This window comes from Pseudomonas sp. (assembly GCF_049301935.1).
In the GTDB taxonomy this organism is placed as follows: domain Bacteria; phylum Pseudomonadota; class Gammaproteobacteria; order Pseudomonadales; family Pseudomonadaceae; genus Aquipseudomonas.
The window spans coordinates 56,128-71,591 of record NZ_JBAQLP010000081.1 but is presented as its reverse complement, the minus strand read 5'-3'; the positions used below and the strand labels follow the sequence as shown (position 1 = coordinate 71,591).

Sequence of the window (15,464 nt, the reverse complement as noted above, 5' to 3'; positions counted from 1 at the left end):
ACCATGCAGACCCTGCCGTACGCGAGCAGGCCGATGATCTGGTACAGCTGCTGACTCCGGTGGTGAAGTCCTTCCTCACCGATGAAGGTTTCAACTGCGCCAACGAAGGCCTGCAGGTGTTGGGTGGTTCCGGCTTCACCGAAGACTGGGGCATCGAGCAACTGGTGCGTGATTCGCGGATTACCCGTATCTATGAAGGCACCAACGGCATTCAGGCGCTTGATCTGGTCGGGCGCAAGCTGGGCCTGGGTGGCGGTCGCGCGGTGCGCAATTACTTTGCTCTGGTTGAAGGCTGGCTCAAGGCCAACGCCGAGGCGGAGCATGTGGCTGCGGTAGGCGCTGCGCTCAAGCAGTTGCAGCAGGCCACGCTGTGGATTGCCAGCGAGGGCATGAAAGACCCCGAGCAGGCGGGTGCGGCGGCCACGCCTTATCTGCGCCTGTTTGCCCTGACCAGCCTGGCCTGGATGTGGGCACGCATGGCCGCGGTGGCCAAGGCCAAACTGGCGGCCGGCAGCACGGAAACCCTGTTTTACGGCGCCAAGCTGAAGTCTGCGGACTTCTTTATGGCGCGCATCCTGACTGAAACCGACAGCCTGCTGGCCGAGGTCAAGGCCGGCAAAGCCACGCTGATGGCCTTCAGCGAAGAGGAGTTTGCTGCCTAAAACGACTGCGCAATCCGGTAGCCATCAGTTTCGCCCATTTTCGGCTATCGGATTTTTTTATCCCTGCTGCAGGCGTTTCGCCTGCAATTTAGGCCCGTCTGATTGCGGGTCTTTTTTTGTCTGGTATTTGTCGTGGTTTCAGCGGCGCGCGGTATGCAGCCGCTGTTCCTGCTGCAGGTGTTGTTGGTAGATAAACTGGCGCAGCTGCTCATCGCTTTGCGGGTCCAGCGTATGCAGTTGGTAAGCCAGCAGGCCGCCCTCGGTTGCGCGAACGAACACCCCGACCAGGGTGATCGGCTTCTGTTCGGTCAGTGGCAACAGCAGATTAAAACGCTTGGGCGCCTTGCGCCGTCCCCGATGTTCAATCAGCGCACCATTCATCGACAGTTGGTGAACCCACAGATCACTGGGCTGTGCGCGCTGGTTGAGCAGTCGCAAAGGCTCGGGCAGGGGCGAACGCCAGGCGCGGTTGATTTCACCTTCATCGAAAATTTGCGGGGCGCTGAGTTGCAGGCAGGGTGAGTTCTGCTCGTCCTGGCTAAGGTACAGGTCAAAGGTCAGGTGCTGGTTGGCGATATGCGCGTGCAGGCTCAGCGGCTCATCGCTCGAGTAGTGCGACAGCAGCTCACTGAGCTGCTGGCCAATATCCACCGGTAACGGGGGCTGGCTGCGCTGCTTGGTGCTTGCGGGCTGGTGCAGCTGGCGAATAAATGCCAGTTCGGTCGCGGTCAGGAGGGGCTGTGCTTGCATGGGGGCGGTCTTAATCAAGCTCTGATGCTGTTGTGACCGCCCAGGCCTGGGTTAGTTACTGCCGGTCGTCGCCTGCAACCGTGCCAGTTCGGCCTTGAGATCGGCCAGTTCGGCTTCCAGCTGCTTGACCCGCTCCTGGGCTTCGACCTGCACGGTGACGTTCTTCTGGATACCGATGTAGTAGGTCAGCTGGTCGGCATCATTGACCACCGGGGTGATCGACAGCTCGTTCCAGAACACGCTGCCATCCTTGCGGTAGTTACGGATGATCTGCCGGCACGGGCGGTGCGCTTTCACCGCTTCACGGATGGCGTCCAAACCTGGCTGGTCGCGGTCGCCGGCCTGCAGGAAGCGGCAATCCTGATAGAGGATGTCTTCGCTGGCGTAGCCGGTGAGTTTCTCAAAGGCGGGGTTGGCATAGATCAGGATGTTGTCGTCACCTTCCTGTTCGGCCACCACGATGCCGTCGTTGGAGGCGTTGATCACCAGTTGCAGCAGTTTGGCATTGATCATAAGGCGATTCCTTGGCTCAGCTGGTATGAAGTGGCCGCTGCTTAAGTTTAAGTCAACTAAGCCTTGCCGGTGCGGCGCATTCTAAAACATCCGGGCGGGCTGTCTACTTGCGGCATAATGCCGGGCTTATCGATTTGGTTCTGACTGTTTCGGAGTTTTGCATGAAGATCGCCATCCTTTCCGGTTCGGTGTACGGCACCGCCGAGGAAGTCGCCCGCCACGCCGAGCGCCTGCTCAACGCCGCCGGTCATCAGGCCTGGCACAACCCGCGCGCCAGCCTGGCGGATATTCAGGCCTTCGCCCCCGAGGCCTTTCTGGCGGTGACCTCGACCACCGGCATGGGCGAATTGCCGGATAACCTGCAGCCGCTGTACTACGCCATTCGCGACCACCTACCGGCCTGGAGCGGCCTGCCGGGCGGGGTGATCGCCCTGGGCGACTCCAGCTATGGCGATACCTTCTGTGGCGGCGGCGAGCTGGTGCGCGAGTTGTATGCCGAGCTGGGCATTCGTGAAGTGCAGCCGATGCTGCGCCTGGACAGCAGCGAAAGCGTGACCCCGGAAAGCGACGCCGAACCCTGGCTGGCGGACTTTAGTGCGGCGCTGCACGGCTGATGCACCCGCGCGCGCAGGAGCTGATCAGCGCGCTGCAGTTGCAGGCGCACCCGGAAGGTGGCTATTACCGCCGCCTGTATGAGTCGTCGGCGCAGCTGGACGGCGGCCGGCTCTGTGCCACGGCCATTGTTTTTCTGTTGCCGGCCGGGCAGGTCAGCCGTTGGCACTGCATCGACGCCGACGAGCTCTGGCACTTCTACGAGGGTGCGCCCCTGGAACTGCTGGTGGCTGAGCAGCCCGATACCCTGCGTTGTCCACGTCTGGGCCCGGTGACGCTGGGCCAGTTGCCGCAACGCCTGGTGCCGGCTCACGCCTGGCAGGCCGCGCGCAGCACCGGGGCCTTTAGCCTGGTGGGCTGCTCGGTGAGCCCGGGTTTTGACTTCGAAGGCTTTCGCCTGCTTGCCGATGATGCCCAGGCCCAGCGCGACTGGCCCCTGCTGGCGCAGCTGCATCCCGAGCTGGTTTGACCCGCAAGGCCACCACCCTGGCCGCCAGAGCGACTCACCTTTGCCACATCCCTCGCTAGACTCCTTGGCAGTTCAATAACAAAAGCCGAGGAATCCACCATGACCGTTGCCCACGCACTGCCTGTTGTCAGCCTCAAGGATCAGGTGTCCGCCGCCGAGTGGCAGGCCCGGGTAGACCTGGCCGCCTGCTACCGGCTGATCGCTCTGTATGGCTGGGATGATCTGATCTTCACCCATATCTCGGCGAAGATTCCCGGCAGCGAAGAGTTCCTGATCAACCCCTACGGCCTGATGTTTCACGAGATCAGCGCCTCCAGCCTGGTGAAGATCGACCTGGCCGGCAACAAACTGATGGACAGCCCGTTCGACATCAACCCGGCCGGCTACACCATCCACAGCGCTGTGCACGAGGTGCGCCACGATGTCGGCTGCGTGTTGCATATCCACACCGCAGCGGGCATCGCCGTGTCGGCGCAGAAGCAGGGGCTGTTGCCACTGTCGCAGCAGTCGCTGTTTGTTCTCGCCAGCCTGGCCTACCACGGCTATGAAGGCGTGGCGCTCAACCATGACGAGAAGGCGCGCCTGCAGGCCGATTTGGGCGAGAAGAACTTTATGATCCTGCCCAACCACGGCCTGCTGACTGCCGCCGGCAGCATCGCCGATGCGTTTTTGATGATGTTTATCCTGCAGCGCGCCTGCGAGATTCAGGTCATGGCGCTGAGCGGTGGTGCGGAGCTGATCCAGATCCCGCAGCAGGTGCTCGACGGCGCCCGGGCGATGATCGCCGGGGTGATGAAAAGCCCGCAGGGCATGGGCGGTGCACTGCCGTGGCCGGCGTTGCTGCGCAAGCTCGATCAACAGATGCCGGGTTACGCGGCATGAGTGCGCTGCCAGGGATTGCCCTGGTGGATTGGCGCAGCGCGGGTCAGAACTTCAGCTTTAACGGCCATGGCATCCGCTACTGGACGGCCGGGCGGGGCGAGCCGCTGTTGCTGATTCATGGTTTCCCCACCGCCAGTTGGGATTGGCATTACCTGTGGGCGCCGCTGGCCGCGCGGTATCAGGTAATTGCCTGCGATATGCTCGGCTTTGGCGACTCAGCCAAGCCGCGCGGGCATGCCTACAGCCTGCTGCAGCAGGCCGATCTGCAGCAGGCGCTGCTGGCGCACCTGGGTATTGCTGATCCGGTGCATGTTCTGGCCCATGACTATGGCGACAGCGTGGCCCAGGAACTGCTGGCCCGGCATCAGGACGGACGTATCGCGCTGGCCAGCTGTGTATTTCTCAATGGCGGGCTGTTTCCGGAAACCCATCACCCGGTGCTGGTGCAGAAGCTGCTGCTTAGCCCTGTCGGTCCGCTGATTGGCCGGCTGTTCAGTCGCCAGAAGCTGGCCGCCAGCTTTGCACAGGTGTTCGGCCCGCACACGCAACCGAGCGCCAGCGAACTGGATGACTTCTGGAGCCTGATCGCCGCCAATAATGGCCCTGCGGTGATGCATCGGTTGATCCGCTATATGCCCGAGCGGCGCGTCAACCGCGATCGTTGGGTGGCGGCGATGCAGGCCACGGAGGTGCCGATGCGGGTGATCGATGGCGCTGTCGACCCGATCTCCGGGGCGCATATGGTGGCGCGTTATCGCGAGCTGATTGCCAAGCCGGACACCGTGCTGCTGGAGGGCATTGGTCATTATCCGCAGACCGAAGCGCCAGATCAGGTGCTGGCGCATTACCTGCAATTTCGTGAACGGCTAGCAGGCAGTTGAAAGTCCACCTCGGCTTTGGCTTCCTCCGTCGCTCGACCTTCTGCATCCATGCAGTCGTGCGTTGCCAATCCTGCGTTAAAAACGCTCTCGGCAAGCCGCTTGCGGCTAACGCGCTGCAGCACGACCCGCAGGGCGTACAGCGGGTAAGCACCGCTTTTTTCGCTGCGCTCATCCTAGGGGTCAGCCTTTTGTTTAGCCTGACTATCCCGCTGCTTTATCGCGCACCATTCAGCGCTGCGCGTAGCTATTGTGACCAGGGCGCGACTGCTGGACACTCGGAGCATTGTTAATCTGCCGAGGAATGCTGCATGAGCGACGCCATCCGTTTTCAAGATCAGGTTGTAATCGTCACCGGGGCCGGCGGCGGTCTGGGCCGCGCCCATGCGCTGCTGTTCGCCAAACACGGTGCCAAGGTGGTGGTCAACGATCTGGGCGGCAGCACCCACGGTGAAGGCGCCAATGCTTCGGCGGCGGACAAAGTGGTCGAAGAAATTCGCGCCGCGGGCGGCACCGCCGTGGCCAACCATGACTCGGTGACCGACGGCGAGAAGATCGTGCAGTGCGCCCTGGACACCTTCGGCCGTATCGATGTGGTGGTGAACAACGCCGGCATCCTGCGCGACAAGACCTTCCACAAGATGGAAGACGCCGACTGGGACCTGGTTTACAAGGTGCACGTCGAGGGCGCCTACAAGGTCACCCGCGCCGCCTGGCCGCATATGCGTGAGCAAGGTTATGGCCGAGTGATCTTCACCGCGTCCACCTCGGGTATCTACGGCAACTTCGGCCAGTCCAACTACGGCATGGCCAAGCTCGGCCTGTACGGCCTGACCCGCACCCTGGCTATCGAAGGACGCAAGAACAATATCCTGGTCAACGCCATCGCCCCTACCGGCGGTACGCGCATGACCGAAGGGCTGATCCCGCCGCAGGTGTTCGAGCAGCTCAAGCCCGAGCTGGTCAGCCCGCTGGTGGTGTACCTGGCCAGTAATGCCTGTGAAGAAACTTCCGGGTTGTTCGAAGTCGGCGGTGGCTGGATGGGCAAGGTGCGTTGGGAACGCAGCCTGGGCGCCGGTTTCGATCCGCGTGAAGGCTACAGCCCGGAAGACGTGGCGGCCAACTTCGCGCAGATCTGCGACTTCGCAGGCGCGGCCCATCCGAAGGACAATATCGAAGCGATGAAAGAGATGATGGCCAACTTGCAGAAGTTCGCCCTCTGAGCGCATCACGTAGGCAGGGTGGTGAGCCGGTAGGCTGATATCCTGCAGAGCTTCAACACAAAGGCCGGCGCAACGCCGGCCTTTGTCTGTCTGGGGTTGGCGTGGCACCAACCTGCTCAGCCCTTGCCCGGAATCCCATATTTGCGCAAGCGCATGGCGATCGCGCTGTGCGAGGTGTGTAGACGTGTCGCCAGTTGCCGGGTCGAGGGGTGGCTGGGGTAGAGTTTCTCCAGCAGATTTCTTTCAAATTCGGCCACCGCCTCTTCCAGGCTGCTGACTTCGCCTTCGGCCTGTTGCGCGGCTACCGCAGTGCCGGCGATATCCAGATCATCGATCTGCACCAGATTGCTTTCGCAGATCGCCGCTGCGCGGAAGATCACGTTCTGCAACTGGCGCACATTGCCCGGCCAGCGGTTGCCCAGCAGCGCCGGGTAGGTGTCCGGCGTTAGCCGGCAGGGCAGGCGCTGGATCTGCGCGCAGGCCTGCTGCATAAAGTGCCGCGCCAGTAACAGGATGTCCTGGCCGCGCTCGCGCAGTGGCGGTACTTCCAGGTTGAGCACATTCAGGCGATAGAACAGGTCTTCACGGAACGCGCCTTCGCTGACCATCCTTTCCAGGTCGCGGTGGGTGGCGCTGAGGATGCGCACATTGACCTTGACCTCGCTCTGCCCGCCGACCCGGCGGAAGCTGCCGTCGCTTAAAAAGCGCAGCAGCTTTGCCTGCAGATAGGGTGACATCTCGCCGATTTCATCGAGAAACACCGTGCCCTGGTTGGCCAGCTCCAGCAGCCCCGGCTTGCCGCCGCGCTGGGCGCCGGTAAAAGCGCCAGGGGCATAGCCGAACAGCTCGCTTTCGGCGAGGTTCTCCGGCAATGCCGCGCAGTTCAGCGCGAGAAACGGCGCGGTACGCCGCGTGCTGATGGCATGGCAGGCGCGCGCTACCAGTTCCTTGCCGGTGCCGGTTTCGCCCTGGATCAGCAGCGGCGCATCCAGGGTGGCGACGCGCTGGGCGCGGGTTTTCAGGTTGCGAATCGGTGCGGAATCGCCGAGCAGCGAGTCAAAGCCCTCGGCGTGATCATGGTGCAGCGCCGCTAGGCGTTCGCCGATACGGCTCGGTGCGTAAAGGCTAAGCAGACCGCCGGCCAGATGCCGAGCGCCGCCATCCACGCCTTCGGTGATCGGTTGCGCATCCAGCAGCAGGGCCTGGCCCTTGAGCGTGACCTCGCGCATGGGTAGGCGGAATTTCTGTTCGAGCAGCTCTGTTTGTAACTGGCTGTCGGCGAACAGTTCACCAATCCCCAGTCCCTCGGGCTGCTGGCCGCACAGCTCGATCAGCGCCGGGTTGGCCAGCAGTACGCGGCCCTGGTTATCGACCGCCAACACCGGATCGGTCATGGCCGCGAGCAGGGCATCGAGTTGCAGGTGGCGGCGCTGGCCGGGGAGGATGTCGACGATGGTTACCGCCTGTACGCCACGCACCTTGAACAGCGCCTCGCGTAACTCATCGAGCACCGCCGGGCTCAGGGTCGGCGCATCGATATAGACGTTGGGCGGCACCATCTCCACCGCATCCAGGTTGAGATTGCGCCCACCGAGCAGGGCCAGCACCTCCTGGGTGATGCCAACGCGGTCGATAAAGGTGACGTGAATACGCATGGAAACGGGCGGCCGACTGGGTTACAGGTGCGCCAGTATGCCCGGTCTGTCTGGCTTAGTTAATCGGGCGCTGTTCAGCCGCAGGTCAGGCGGATGATCACTTCGCTTTCATCGATATCGATGTTCAGGCGCTGCGGGTTGTAATCCATGGTGGCGGCGTCGCCGGGGGCGAGGACGCGCAGGGTCTTGGCGTTGGCCTGCTGCTGCACCTGCTCGATCAGCTCGGCGCTGGCGGTCTGGCCGAGTACGCCGTGAACCTGCTCGACATTGCAGTCGCCGCTGATTTCGGCGGCTTGCTGGGCTGGCTGCTGTGAGCTGCAACCGGCCAGCAGGGCGAGGAGGCTAAGGCTGGCGAGGTGGTGACGAAGAGCCATGGTGTATTTCCTTGTCGGCATATAACCCGCTCAGCCTAGCAGTCGCATCTGCTCTCGCTCAACGTTGGCCTGGCAAATCAGCCCAGGTTGCTGCATCAGCATTTCCGCAAGTCCGGGCAACTTCCCTACAATTGCGCTTTTCCCCAGAGCAGGAGGTTCTGTGCAAGCGGTGATCTCGATTCAACAGCTGAGCAAGACCTACGCCAGTGGCCACCCGGCGCTGCAAGAGATCAATCTGGATATTCGCCAGGGCGAGATCTTTGCCCTGCTCGGCCCCAACGGTGCGGGCAAGACCACGCTGATCAGCATCATCTGCGGCATCGTCAACCCAGGTGGCGGACGGGTGCTGGTGGGCGGCAAGGACATCATCAAGGACTACCGCGCCTCGCGTTCGCAGATTGGCCTGGTGCCGCAGGAGCTGGTTAGTGATGTATTTGAAACTGTCTGGGCGACGGTGAAGTTCAGCCGTGGCCTGTTCGGCAAGAAGCCCAACCCGGCGTATCTGGAACAGCTGCTCAAGGACCTGTCGCTGTGGGACAAGCGCGACGCGAAGATTTTCGAGCTGTCCGGCGGCATGAAGCGTCGGGTGATGATCGCCAAGGCGCTGAGCCACGAGCCGCAGATTCTGTTTCTCGACGAACCCACCGCCGGCGTCGACGTCGAACTGCGCCGCGATATGTGGAACATGGTGCGTCGTCTGCGTGAGCGCGGCGTGACCATCATCCTCACCACCCATTACATCGAGGAGGCCGAGGAAATGGCCGACCGTATCGGGGTGATCAGCAAGGGTCGGATCATTCTGGTGGAGGACAAGCAGGCGCTGATGCACAAGCTCGGCAAGAAGCAGCTGACGCTGCAACTACAGCACCCCCTGGCGAGCATCCCCGCCGAGCTGGCGCGCTATCCGCTGGAGCTGATCGATGAGGGCCATGCCCTGGTATTCACCTTCGACACCCAGAGCGAGCACACCGGCATCGCCGAGTTGCTCAAGGACCTGGCCCAGCACGGCATCGACTTCAAGGATCTGCAGTCCAGCCAAAGCTCCCTTGAGGAAATTTTCGTCAGTCTGGTCAAGGAGGCGCGCGCATGAATGTCTATGCCATCAAGGCCATCTACCTGTTCGAGCTGGCGCGCACCTGGCGCACCCTGCTGCAGAGCATCGCCACCCCGGTGATCAGCACCTCGCTGTATTTCGTGGTGTTCGGTTCGGCCATCGGCTCAAGCATGACCCAGGTGCAGGGGGTGAGTTACGGCGCCTTTATCGTGCCGGGGCTGATCATGCTGGCGCTGCTCACCGAGAGCATCTCCAACGCCTCCTTTGGCATCTACATGCCCAAGTATTCGGGGAGCATCTACGAGCTGCTGTCGGCGCCGGTGTCCTACCTGGAAATCCTCATCGGCTATGTCGGCGCGGCGGCCACCAAGTCGATCATTCTCGGTTTGGTGATCCTGATCACGGCGCGGCTGTTCGTCGATTTCGAGATTCTCCATCCGTTGTGGATGCTGGCGTTTCTGGTGCTGACCGCGCTGACCTTCAGCCTGTTCGGTTTTATCATCGGCGTGTGGGCCGATGGCTGGGAGAAGTTGCAGGTGGTGCCGGCGCTGATCGTCACGCCGCTGACCTTCCTCGGCGGCGCGTTCTACTCGATCAGCATGCTGCCGCCGGCCTGGCAGACGGTGACCCTGTTCAACCCGGTGGTGTACCTGATCAGCGCATTCCGCTGGAGCTTCTACGGCGTCTCCGACGTTAACGTCGGCCTGAGCCTGGCGATGATTCTTGGCTTTCTGCTGCTGTGCATCCTGGCGGTGGGCTTTATCTTCAAGACCGGATATCGGTTGAAAAGCTGAGCGCCCTTGAGCCGCTAGAAATGCTATTGGCTGCGCGGCAGGGGGCTCGCGCAGCCATGCCGGGCGACATGACGAGTGGAAAGATTTTGTTTGAACTGCAGTCGTAGTCGTGTAACTCACGGGGCGCAAGGCTTGCAGCGAAGTGGCGGCGGTTGCGCTGCAGCTTTGTGAGTACGACCAACGTCTTAGGGCTTGCCTAAAGGGGGGCTTAGTGGCGTAGGCTGGAGTCGTCGCCTTGGTTGGCGACGCTATTCGCGAACAGTTGAAGAAGGAAAGCTTTATGCAAATCCAAGTTCACAGCGATAACCATATCGAAAGCAGTGCTCGTCTGGTGGAGTGGGTCAGTGCCAGTGTTGCCAGCAAGCTGGAGCGCTTCGATGACGAACTGACCCGCATCGTCGTCCACCTGCATGACGATAACGGCGCAAAAACCGGCGCGCACGACAAGCGCTGCCAGATCGAAGCACGGCCAAAGGGCCTGCAACCTATTTCCGTTACCCACAAGGCCGAGTCACTGGAGCAGGCCATCGACGGCTCCATCGAAAAACTGCACCACGCCCTTGAGCATCAATTCGGCAAACTGCGCAGCAAGCGCGTAACGCCACTGCACGCCGACGAGGCGCGCGATATGCCTGGTCAGGACGCATTGCTGGAAGAGGACTTCCTCGCCGAGGAGCAGTTGCGCGCCGTTTAGCTAAAGGCATACGACCGCCGGCCGGTCTGCCTGTCTATCAACCCATTGCACGCGCCCCCGCAGATTCTGCTGGGGCGCTTTCATTTACGGAGCGCTATAACGCCGCGGTGTTGCTCTACCTGCCGAGAGACGAGAGTGCTGCGCTGTCTCTGTCGGGCTAGTTTCAACCGCCCAGGTGCGCCAAGATCAGCAGGTTAGCTCTATGGGCACGTCGTATGGGCATGTGCGATTGAGGAATTTTATGGGTGACAAGTTATTGATTCGGGCGAGCGCTGCCCTGATGTTGCTGCTGGGGTATACCGCTGGTGTGCAAGCCGCCGATGCGGCGCAGCTGGTCGGCTTGATCAACAGCTACCGCAGTGAGGTGCAGCGCTGTGGCGACCAGGCCTCTGCCGAGTTGCCGCCACTGACGGCCGATTCGCGCCTGGTGCAACCAGTCGGCCGTTCGGGGGATTTGCAGCAGGCCATGAGTGCGGCGGGCTATCCGATGGTTAACGTGCAGGCCATCAGCCTGTCCGGCCCGCGTGACGCTGCGGCGGCGCTGAAGGTGCTGCAGGAGAGCTTCTGCACGATCTTGCTCGACCCGCAGTTTGTCGACATCGGCGTCCATCAGCAGGGCCGCGAGTGGCGCATCCTGCTGGCTCGGCCGCTACTGGCGGCGCGCCTGGGCGACTGGCAGGCGGAAGGGCAGGCGCTGCTCGCACACCTCAACGTCGCGCGCAGTACGGCGCGCCGGTGCGGCAGCCAATCCTTTGCCGCCAGCGCGCCGCTGACGTGGAATGCCACCCTGGGCAGCACCGCCGAAGCCCACAGCCGGGCCATGGCCAACGGTAATTTCTTTGACCACCAGGACCCGGACGGCCGTACCCCCGGCGACCGCGCCGAGTTGGCCGGCTACAGCGGTCAGCGCATCGGCGAAAACATCGCCGCCGGCCTGGATAACGCCAGCAAAGTGGTCGATGGCTGGCTGGCCAGCCCCGGCCATTGCGCCAACCTGATGAACTCGCAATTCAGCGAACTGGGCGCTGCCTACGCCAACGACCCCAAGAGTGATGCGGGCATCTACTGGACGGCGGTATTTGGCGCGCCTTAGGAACCGCCCGCCTTGATCAAGGTTCTGTTCCAAGACCCTGTTGGATTAAGGCAGACCCCGCTCGTGAGGTCTACTCATCCGGGATACTCACGCCCTTCAGCGCGGGTTGGCTCAGCTGAGTCAACCCGGCAGCCAGCCACATATAGCCTGGTTTGTGCCTGGCGTGGGCATATCCCCTGTAGCAGCGGCCCATGGCCGCGAGCTGGGCTGTTTTTGTGGGGCTTTGTATGCGCCGCTTTTGCAGCGTCCCGGCTACTGGTTGACTCGCTGCGCTGATGGGGCGTTTGTCCTGGCACCAGCGGATTGGTTCGGCGGCGCAGCGAGTGGGCTCTTGATTTGTAGGATGGGTTGAGCAACTGATATCAGTTGCTGGCGTTGTTGTTACAACGCGCCAAACACCTTCTTCGCCAAACTGGTCGCCGCGCCCGCCGGATTTTCACGGATGCTGGCTTCCTGCTCGGCGATCATGGCAAACAGGCCGTCCAGCGCCTGCTCGGTTACATAGTTCTCGATATTCGCGCTTTTCGCGTCGATCACCCCGAAGCTCGCGGCTTGGCCGGCGAAGCTGTTGTATTGCTGGGCCAGGCCGACCTGATCGGTGGCTTGCTTGACGATGGGCAGGAACCTGGCGCGGATCTGTTCGCGGCTGGTCTTGTTCAGGTATTGGGTGGCGGAGTCCTGCGGGCCGGCAAGGATGCTTTTGGCGTCCTGCACGGTCATCTTCTTCACCGAGTCCACCAGCAGCGCCTGGGCTTGCGGCACGGCGGCTTCGGCGGCTTGGTTCATGCTGGCTTCGAGCTGTTCGACCTGCGCGCCCATGCCCATCATCTTCATGGTTTTTGCCGCTTTGCCGAGGTTGCCTGGCAGTTCGATACGCACATTCGGGTTGTTGCTGAAACCGCCGGGTCTGCCCAGTTGCTGCACGGCCACTTTGGCGCCTTGGGTGAGAGCGTCCTTGAGGCCGCCGCTGGCGTCGCTCTGCGAGAGGTCGGCCAGCGACAGGGCGAAGGCGCTGCTGGACAGCACCAGTGCGGCGGTGAAGGCGGCGATGCGGGACATGGTGGGACTCCTTAGGGTGTAGGTCTGCAGCAAGCGTAATGGAACGGTTGGGGCGCGCAAGGACAACGACCTTAGGGCGTTTCTGTATATGGCAAAGCGCCAGCACGCTGGTTGCTGTTAAGCTTGGGCATTAAAGGGCTCTGGCCCCTATCACATTGCAAGCCGGTCTAGTTGAGGGCAGATGATGGTAACCGTAGTTGAGCCACACCGTCCGCTAAACGCCATTGCCAGCTCCCGGAGGACGCTGCTGTTAATTTCAGCCCTGCTGTTGGCGCTATTCGTCATCGCCAGCGCGGCGCTGGTACAGATTGCCGTACAGCAAAATACCCGTGCGGCGGAACAAGCGCTGTTCTATGTGCAGAAGGCCAGCCAGATCCGGCAGAAGTCGATCCTGGCGACGATCAGCGACTATGCATTCTGGGGCGAGGCCTATCGCAACCTGCACGTTCAGGTCGATCATCAATGGGCCTATACGCGGCAAAACCTGGGCCCCAGCCTGTTTCCGGATTTCGCCTACGAGGGGCTGTTTGTCGTCGACCCGGCCGGTCGTACCACTTATGCGGTGGTTGAGGGGCAGCTGGTGGTCATCGACGCACAGCACTGGCTCAAGCAGAACATTGATGCGCTGCTCGACCAGGCCCGCGCACAAGCCGAAGACGAAGAACCGCTGGTGGGCTTTGTGCAGGTGGCCGGTCAGCCGGCGCTGGTGGCCGCAGCTGGTTTCACGCCGGGTGGTGATCCGCTGATCGAGCCCGTGCCGGGGGACACCTCGGTGCTGCTGTTCATCGATCTGCTTGGCCCGCAAAAGCTCGCCGCGCTGGGCATGGACTTCGGTATCGAGAACCTGCAGGTAGCCAGTGCGGCCGACGCCAGAGCAGATCGTTCGACCTTCGCCGTAGCCACCCTGAGTGGTGAGCCGCTGTGGTTGCGTTGGAGCCCGGCTCGGCCGGGTGATCAATTGCTCTATCTGATTCTGCCGCTGTTGGCCTTGGCCGCAGTGATAGTCGCCTTGATCACCTGGCTGATCCAGCGCCGGGCCATCGCCGCCGCGCGCCAGATGGATGCCAGTTATAGCTCGTTGTATGCCAGTCAACTGGCGTTGGCCGCCAGTGAAGCGCGCTTTCGCGATGTCGCTGAGTCGGCATCGGATTGGATTTGGGAGACCGACAGCGAGTTGCGCTTGAGCTATCTATCGGCGCGTTTTCAGACGGTCACCGGATATTCCGCAAGCGCCTGGTTGGGCCGCCCGCTGAGCGACCTGATGCAGTGTGCGGGTGGTTTGCGCAACTGGCTGGAAAAGCGCACTGGCCGTGCATCAGTCAAGGACGGTTTGCAATGCCAGTACCAGGCGGCCGACGGCAACCAGCGTACTTGTCGCTTGTCTCTGCGTGCTGTCGCCGCGGCCACTGGAGGCTATCGCGGTACGGTCAGTGATATCACCGAAGAGGTGCAGGCGCGGGCGCGCATTGAGCATCTTTCGTTGCATGATGCGCTCACCGGGTTACCCAATCGCAACCGCATGCAGGAGTTTCTCGAGGGCAAACTCAAGGGGCTGTCGACCATCGATAAACCGCTGGTGATGCTGAGCATTGATCTGGACCGCTTCAAACCGGTCAACGACTCGTTTGGCCATGAGACCGGCGATCAGGTATTGAACGAAGTCTCGAAACGCTTGCGCTTGATATTGCGTGAGGGCGATCTGGTAGCCCGCCTGGGCGGTGATGAGTTTATTTTGCTTGTCACTGGCATCTCCACCCAGGAAGAGGTTGAACGGCTCTGCGAGCGGCTGATTGCCAGCATTGAGCAGCCCTTCGAGATCGGCAATAACAGTATCTTTATTGGCGCCAGCATCGGTGTGGCCATGGCCCCGGCGGATGCCTCACAGGCTGAGGAGTTATTGCGTTACGCCGATATCGCCCTGTATGAAGCTAAGGAGGCGGGGCGTAATACGTGGTGTTTCTATGCCAGCGATATGAATGAGCGAATGCTTGAGCGGCGCAAACTGGAGAACGACCTGCGCCAGGCCTTGAGGCGCGATGAGCTGCGCCTGCAGTTGCAGCCGCGCTACAGTGTCAGCAGTCAGCGCATGGTCGCGGCCGAAGCCTTGGTGCGTTGGCAGCACCCGCAACGGGGGTTGTTGGCCCCGGACAGCTTCATTGGCATTGCCGAAAGTACCGGCTTGATAATTCCGCTGAGTTCCTGGGTGCTGCGCACCGCCTGCATGGAAGCCATGAGCTGGAGTGAGGAGCTGATTGTCTCGGTCAACCTGTCACCGGTGGAGTTCCGCCGTGGCCATCTGTTGGCGCGGGTACAAAGCGCCCTTGAAGAAAGCGGTCTGCCGCCAGGCAGGTTGGAGCTGGAACTCACCGAGAGCGTCATGCTGGAGGATGCGCCATGCGCCTTGGCGTTGATGCTAGAGCTCAAACGTATCGGGGTGCGGCTGTCGATGGACGACTTTGGTACGGGTTATTCCTCCTTGAGTTATCTGCGCAATTTCCCCTTCGATGGACTGAAGATCGATCGTAGTTTTATGACCGATCTAAGCAATTCGCAGGACAGTCAGGCAATTATCAAGGCGATCATCGGGCTCGGTCGCGCGCTATCGCTGACGGTGACCGCTGAAGGCGTGGAGTCGCAGATGCAACTCGATGTGCTGAGTGATTTCGATTGCGAGGAGGTACAGGGCTATTTCCTCTCGCGGCCGATGGATCCAGTGGCACTGCGCCTTATGTTGTCGGCCTAACGTTTCGTT

At 61.8% G+C, this 15,464-nt stretch carries 16 protein-coding genes; 11 read left to right on the top strand and 5 right to left on the bottom strand.

Annotated elements, in window-relative coordinates; all coding sequences use genetic code 11:
* On the top strand, positions 1 to 662 hold a 662-nt coding region (locus WA145_RS11750), incomplete at its 5' end, for an acyl-CoA dehydrogenase C-terminal domain-containing protein (protein ID WP_422581747.1).
* A gap of 138 nt (positions 663 to 800) precedes the next feature.
* On the opposite strand, the gene WA145_RS11745 is transcribed toward WA145_RS11750, so the two are convergent.
* The gene (locus tag WA145_RS11745) at positions 801 to 1,412 is read right to left on the bottom strand and encodes a hypothetical protein (RefSeq protein WP_422581746.1); all 612 of its coding nucleotides are present in this window, start codon (positions 1,410 to 1,412) and stop codon (positions 801 to 803) included.
* Between the two features lie 51 nt (positions 1,413 to 1,463).
* The gene (locus tag WA145_RS11740) at positions 1,464 to 1,925 is read right to left on the bottom strand and encodes a PAS domain-containing protein (protein ID WP_422581745.1); all 462 of its coding nucleotides are present in this window, start codon (positions 1,923 to 1,925) and stop codon (positions 1,464 to 1,466) included.
* A 161-nt stretch (positions 1,926 to 2,086) separates the two neighbouring features.
* On the opposite strand from WA145_RS11740, the gene WA145_RS11735 reads away from it, so the two are divergent.
* The 5 genes from WA145_RS11735 (at position 2,087) to WA145_RS11715 (ending at position 5,989) form a co-directional block, all read left to right on the top strand.
* On the top strand, positions 2,087 to 2,539 hold the full coding sequence (locus tag WA145_RS11735) for a flavodoxin (protein ID WP_422581744.1): 453 nt from the start codon (positions 2,087 to 2,089) through the stop codon (positions 2,537 to 2,539).
* On the top strand, positions 2,539 to 3,006 hold the full coding sequence (locus WA145_RS11730) for a cupin domain-containing protein (protein ID WP_422581743.1): 468 nt from the start codon (positions 2,539 to 2,541) through the stop codon (positions 3,004 to 3,006). Before WA145_RS11735 ends, WA145_RS11730 begins: the two co-directional genes overlap by 1 nt.
* A 99-nt stretch (positions 3,007 to 3,105) precedes the next feature.
* Complete coding sequence (locus WA145_RS11725; RefSeq protein ID WP_422581742.1) at positions 3,106 to 3,888, top strand: class II aldolase/adducin family protein; 783 nt, start codon at positions 3,106 to 3,108, stop codon at positions 3,886 to 3,888.
* The gene (locus tag WA145_RS11720; RefSeq protein WP_422581741.1) at positions 3,885 to 4,769 is read left to right on the top strand and encodes an alpha/beta fold hydrolase; all 885 of its coding nucleotides are present in this window, start codon (positions 3,885 to 3,887) and stop codon (positions 4,767 to 4,769) included. The genes WA145_RS11725 and WA145_RS11720 overlap by 4 nt, the downstream gene beginning before the upstream one ends.
* A 308-nt stretch (positions 4,770 to 5,077) precedes the next feature.
* Entirely contained in the window at positions 5,078 to 5,989 is a 912-nt protein-coding gene (locus WA145_RS11715) for an SDR family oxidoreductase (RefSeq protein ID WP_422581740.1), read from the top strand.
* Positions 5,990 to 6,105: 116 nt separating this feature from the next.
* On the opposite strand, the gene WA145_RS11710 is transcribed toward WA145_RS11715, so the two are convergent.
* Both WA145_RS11710 and WA145_RS11705 read right to left on the bottom strand, forming a co-directional pair.
* Entirely contained in the window at positions 6,106 to 7,644 is a 1,539-nt protein-coding gene (locus WA145_RS11710) for a sigma-54-dependent transcriptional regulator (RefSeq protein ID WP_422581739.1), read from the bottom strand.
* Positions 7,645 to 7,718: 74 nt separating this feature from the next.
* Positions 7,719 to 8,018 carry an I78 family peptidase inhibitor gene (locus WA145_RS11705; protein ID WP_422581738.1) on the bottom strand — a complete coding sequence of 100 codons (300 nt, stop codon included), beginning with the start codon at positions 8,016 to 8,018 and terminating at the stop codon, positions 7,719 to 7,721.
* A 160-nt stretch (positions 8,019 to 8,178) separates the two neighbouring features.
* On the opposite strand from WA145_RS11705, the gene WA145_RS11700 reads away from it, so the two are divergent.
* From WA145_RS11700 to WA145_RS11685, 4 genes are all read left to right on the top strand, one after another.
* Positions 8,179 to 9,108, top strand: a complete 930-nt coding sequence (locus tag WA145_RS11700) for an ABC transporter ATP-binding protein (RefSeq protein WP_422581737.1) — start codon at positions 8,179 to 8,181, stop codon at positions 9,106 to 9,108.
* Positions 9,105 to 9,866: an ABC transporter permease gene (locus WA145_RS11695; protein WP_422581736.1), complete on the top strand. Its 762-nt coding sequence runs from the start codon at positions 9,105 to 9,107 to the stop codon at positions 9,864 to 9,866. Before WA145_RS11700 ends, WA145_RS11695 begins: the two co-directional genes overlap by 4 nt.
* 280 nt (positions 9,867 to 10,146) lie before the next feature.
* The gene (locus WA145_RS11690) at positions 10,147 to 10,560 is read left to right on the top strand and encodes an HPF/RaiA family ribosome-associated protein (protein ID WP_422581735.1); all 414 of its coding nucleotides are present in this window, start codon (positions 10,147 to 10,149) and stop codon (positions 10,558 to 10,560) included.
* A gap of 280 nt (positions 10,561 to 10,840) precedes the next feature.
* Positions 10,841 to 11,653: a CAP domain-containing protein gene (locus WA145_RS11685; RefSeq protein ID WP_422581749.1), complete on the top strand. Its 813-nt coding sequence runs from the start codon at positions 10,841 to 10,843 to the stop codon at positions 11,651 to 11,653.
* Between the two features lie 381 nt (positions 11,654 to 12,034).
* Here the strand turns inward: WA145_RS11685 and WA145_RS11680 are convergent, their stop codons facing one another.
* Positions 12,035 to 12,712, bottom strand: a complete 678-nt coding sequence (locus tag WA145_RS11680; RefSeq protein ID WP_422581734.1) for a DUF4197 domain-containing protein — start codon at positions 12,710 to 12,712, stop codon at positions 12,035 to 12,037.
* Between the two features lie 181 nt (positions 12,713 to 12,893).
* On the opposite strand from WA145_RS11680, the gene WA145_RS11675 reads away from it, so the two are divergent.
* A complete protein-coding gene (locus WA145_RS11675; RefSeq protein ID WP_422581733.1) occupies positions 12,894 to 15,455 on the top strand; it encodes a bifunctional diguanylate cyclase/phosphodiesterase in 2,562 nt (853 codons plus the stop codon).
* Positions 15,456 to 15,464: the final 9 nt, after the last annotated feature.

Coding starts and splice junctions, on each gene's coding strand:
- WA145_RS11680 (WP_422581734.1), bottom strand. CDS start 12,712: ATGTCCCGCATCGCCGCCTTCACCGCCGCACTGGTGCTGTCCAGCAGC.
- WA145_RS11715 (WP_422581740.1), top strand. CDS start 5,078: ATGAGCGACGCCATCCGTTTTCAAGATCAGGTTGTAATCGTCACCGGG.
- WA145_RS11675 (WP_422581733.1), top strand. CDS start 12,894: ATGATGGTAACCGTAGTTGAGCCACACCGTCCGCTAAACGCCATTGCC.
- WA145_RS11690 (WP_422581735.1), top strand. CDS start 10,147: ATGCAAATCCAAGTTCACAGCGATAACCATATCGAAAGCAGTGCTCGT.
- WA145_RS11730 (WP_422581743.1), top strand. CDS start 2,539: ATGCACCCGCGCGCGCAGGAGCTGATCAGCGCGCTGCAGTTGCAGGCG.
- WA145_RS11745 (WP_422581746.1), bottom strand. CDS start 1,412: ATGCAAGCACAGCCCCTCCTGACCGCGACCGAACTGGCATTTATTCGC.
- WA145_RS11710 (WP_422581739.1), bottom strand. CDS start 7,644: ATGCGTATTCACGTCACCTTTATCGACCGCGTTGGCATCACCCAGGAG.
- WA145_RS11695 (WP_422581736.1), top strand. CDS start 9,105: ATGAATGTCTATGCCATCAAGGCCATCTACCTGTTCGAGCTGGCGCGC.
- WA145_RS11705 (WP_422581738.1), bottom strand. CDS start 8,018: ATGGCTCTTCGTCACCACCTCGCCAGCCTTAGCCTCCTCGCCCTGCTG.
- WA145_RS11720 (WP_422581741.1), top strand. CDS start 3,885: ATGAGTGCGCTGCCAGGGATTGCCCTGGTGGATTGGCGCAGCGCGGGT.
- WA145_RS11725 (WP_422581742.1), top strand. CDS start 3,106: ATGACCGTTGCCCACGCACTGCCTGTTGTCAGCCTCAAGGATCAGGTG.
- WA145_RS11740 (WP_422581745.1), bottom strand. CDS start 1,925: ATGATCAATGCCAAACTGCTGCAACTGGTGATCAACGCCTCCAACGAC.
- WA145_RS11735 (WP_422581744.1), top strand. CDS start 2,087: ATGAAGATCGCCATCCTTTCCGGTTCGGTGTACGGCACCGCCGAGGAA.
- WA145_RS11685 (WP_422581749.1), top strand. CDS start 10,841: ATGTTGCTGCTGGGGTATACCGCTGGTGTGCAAGCCGCCGATGCGGCG.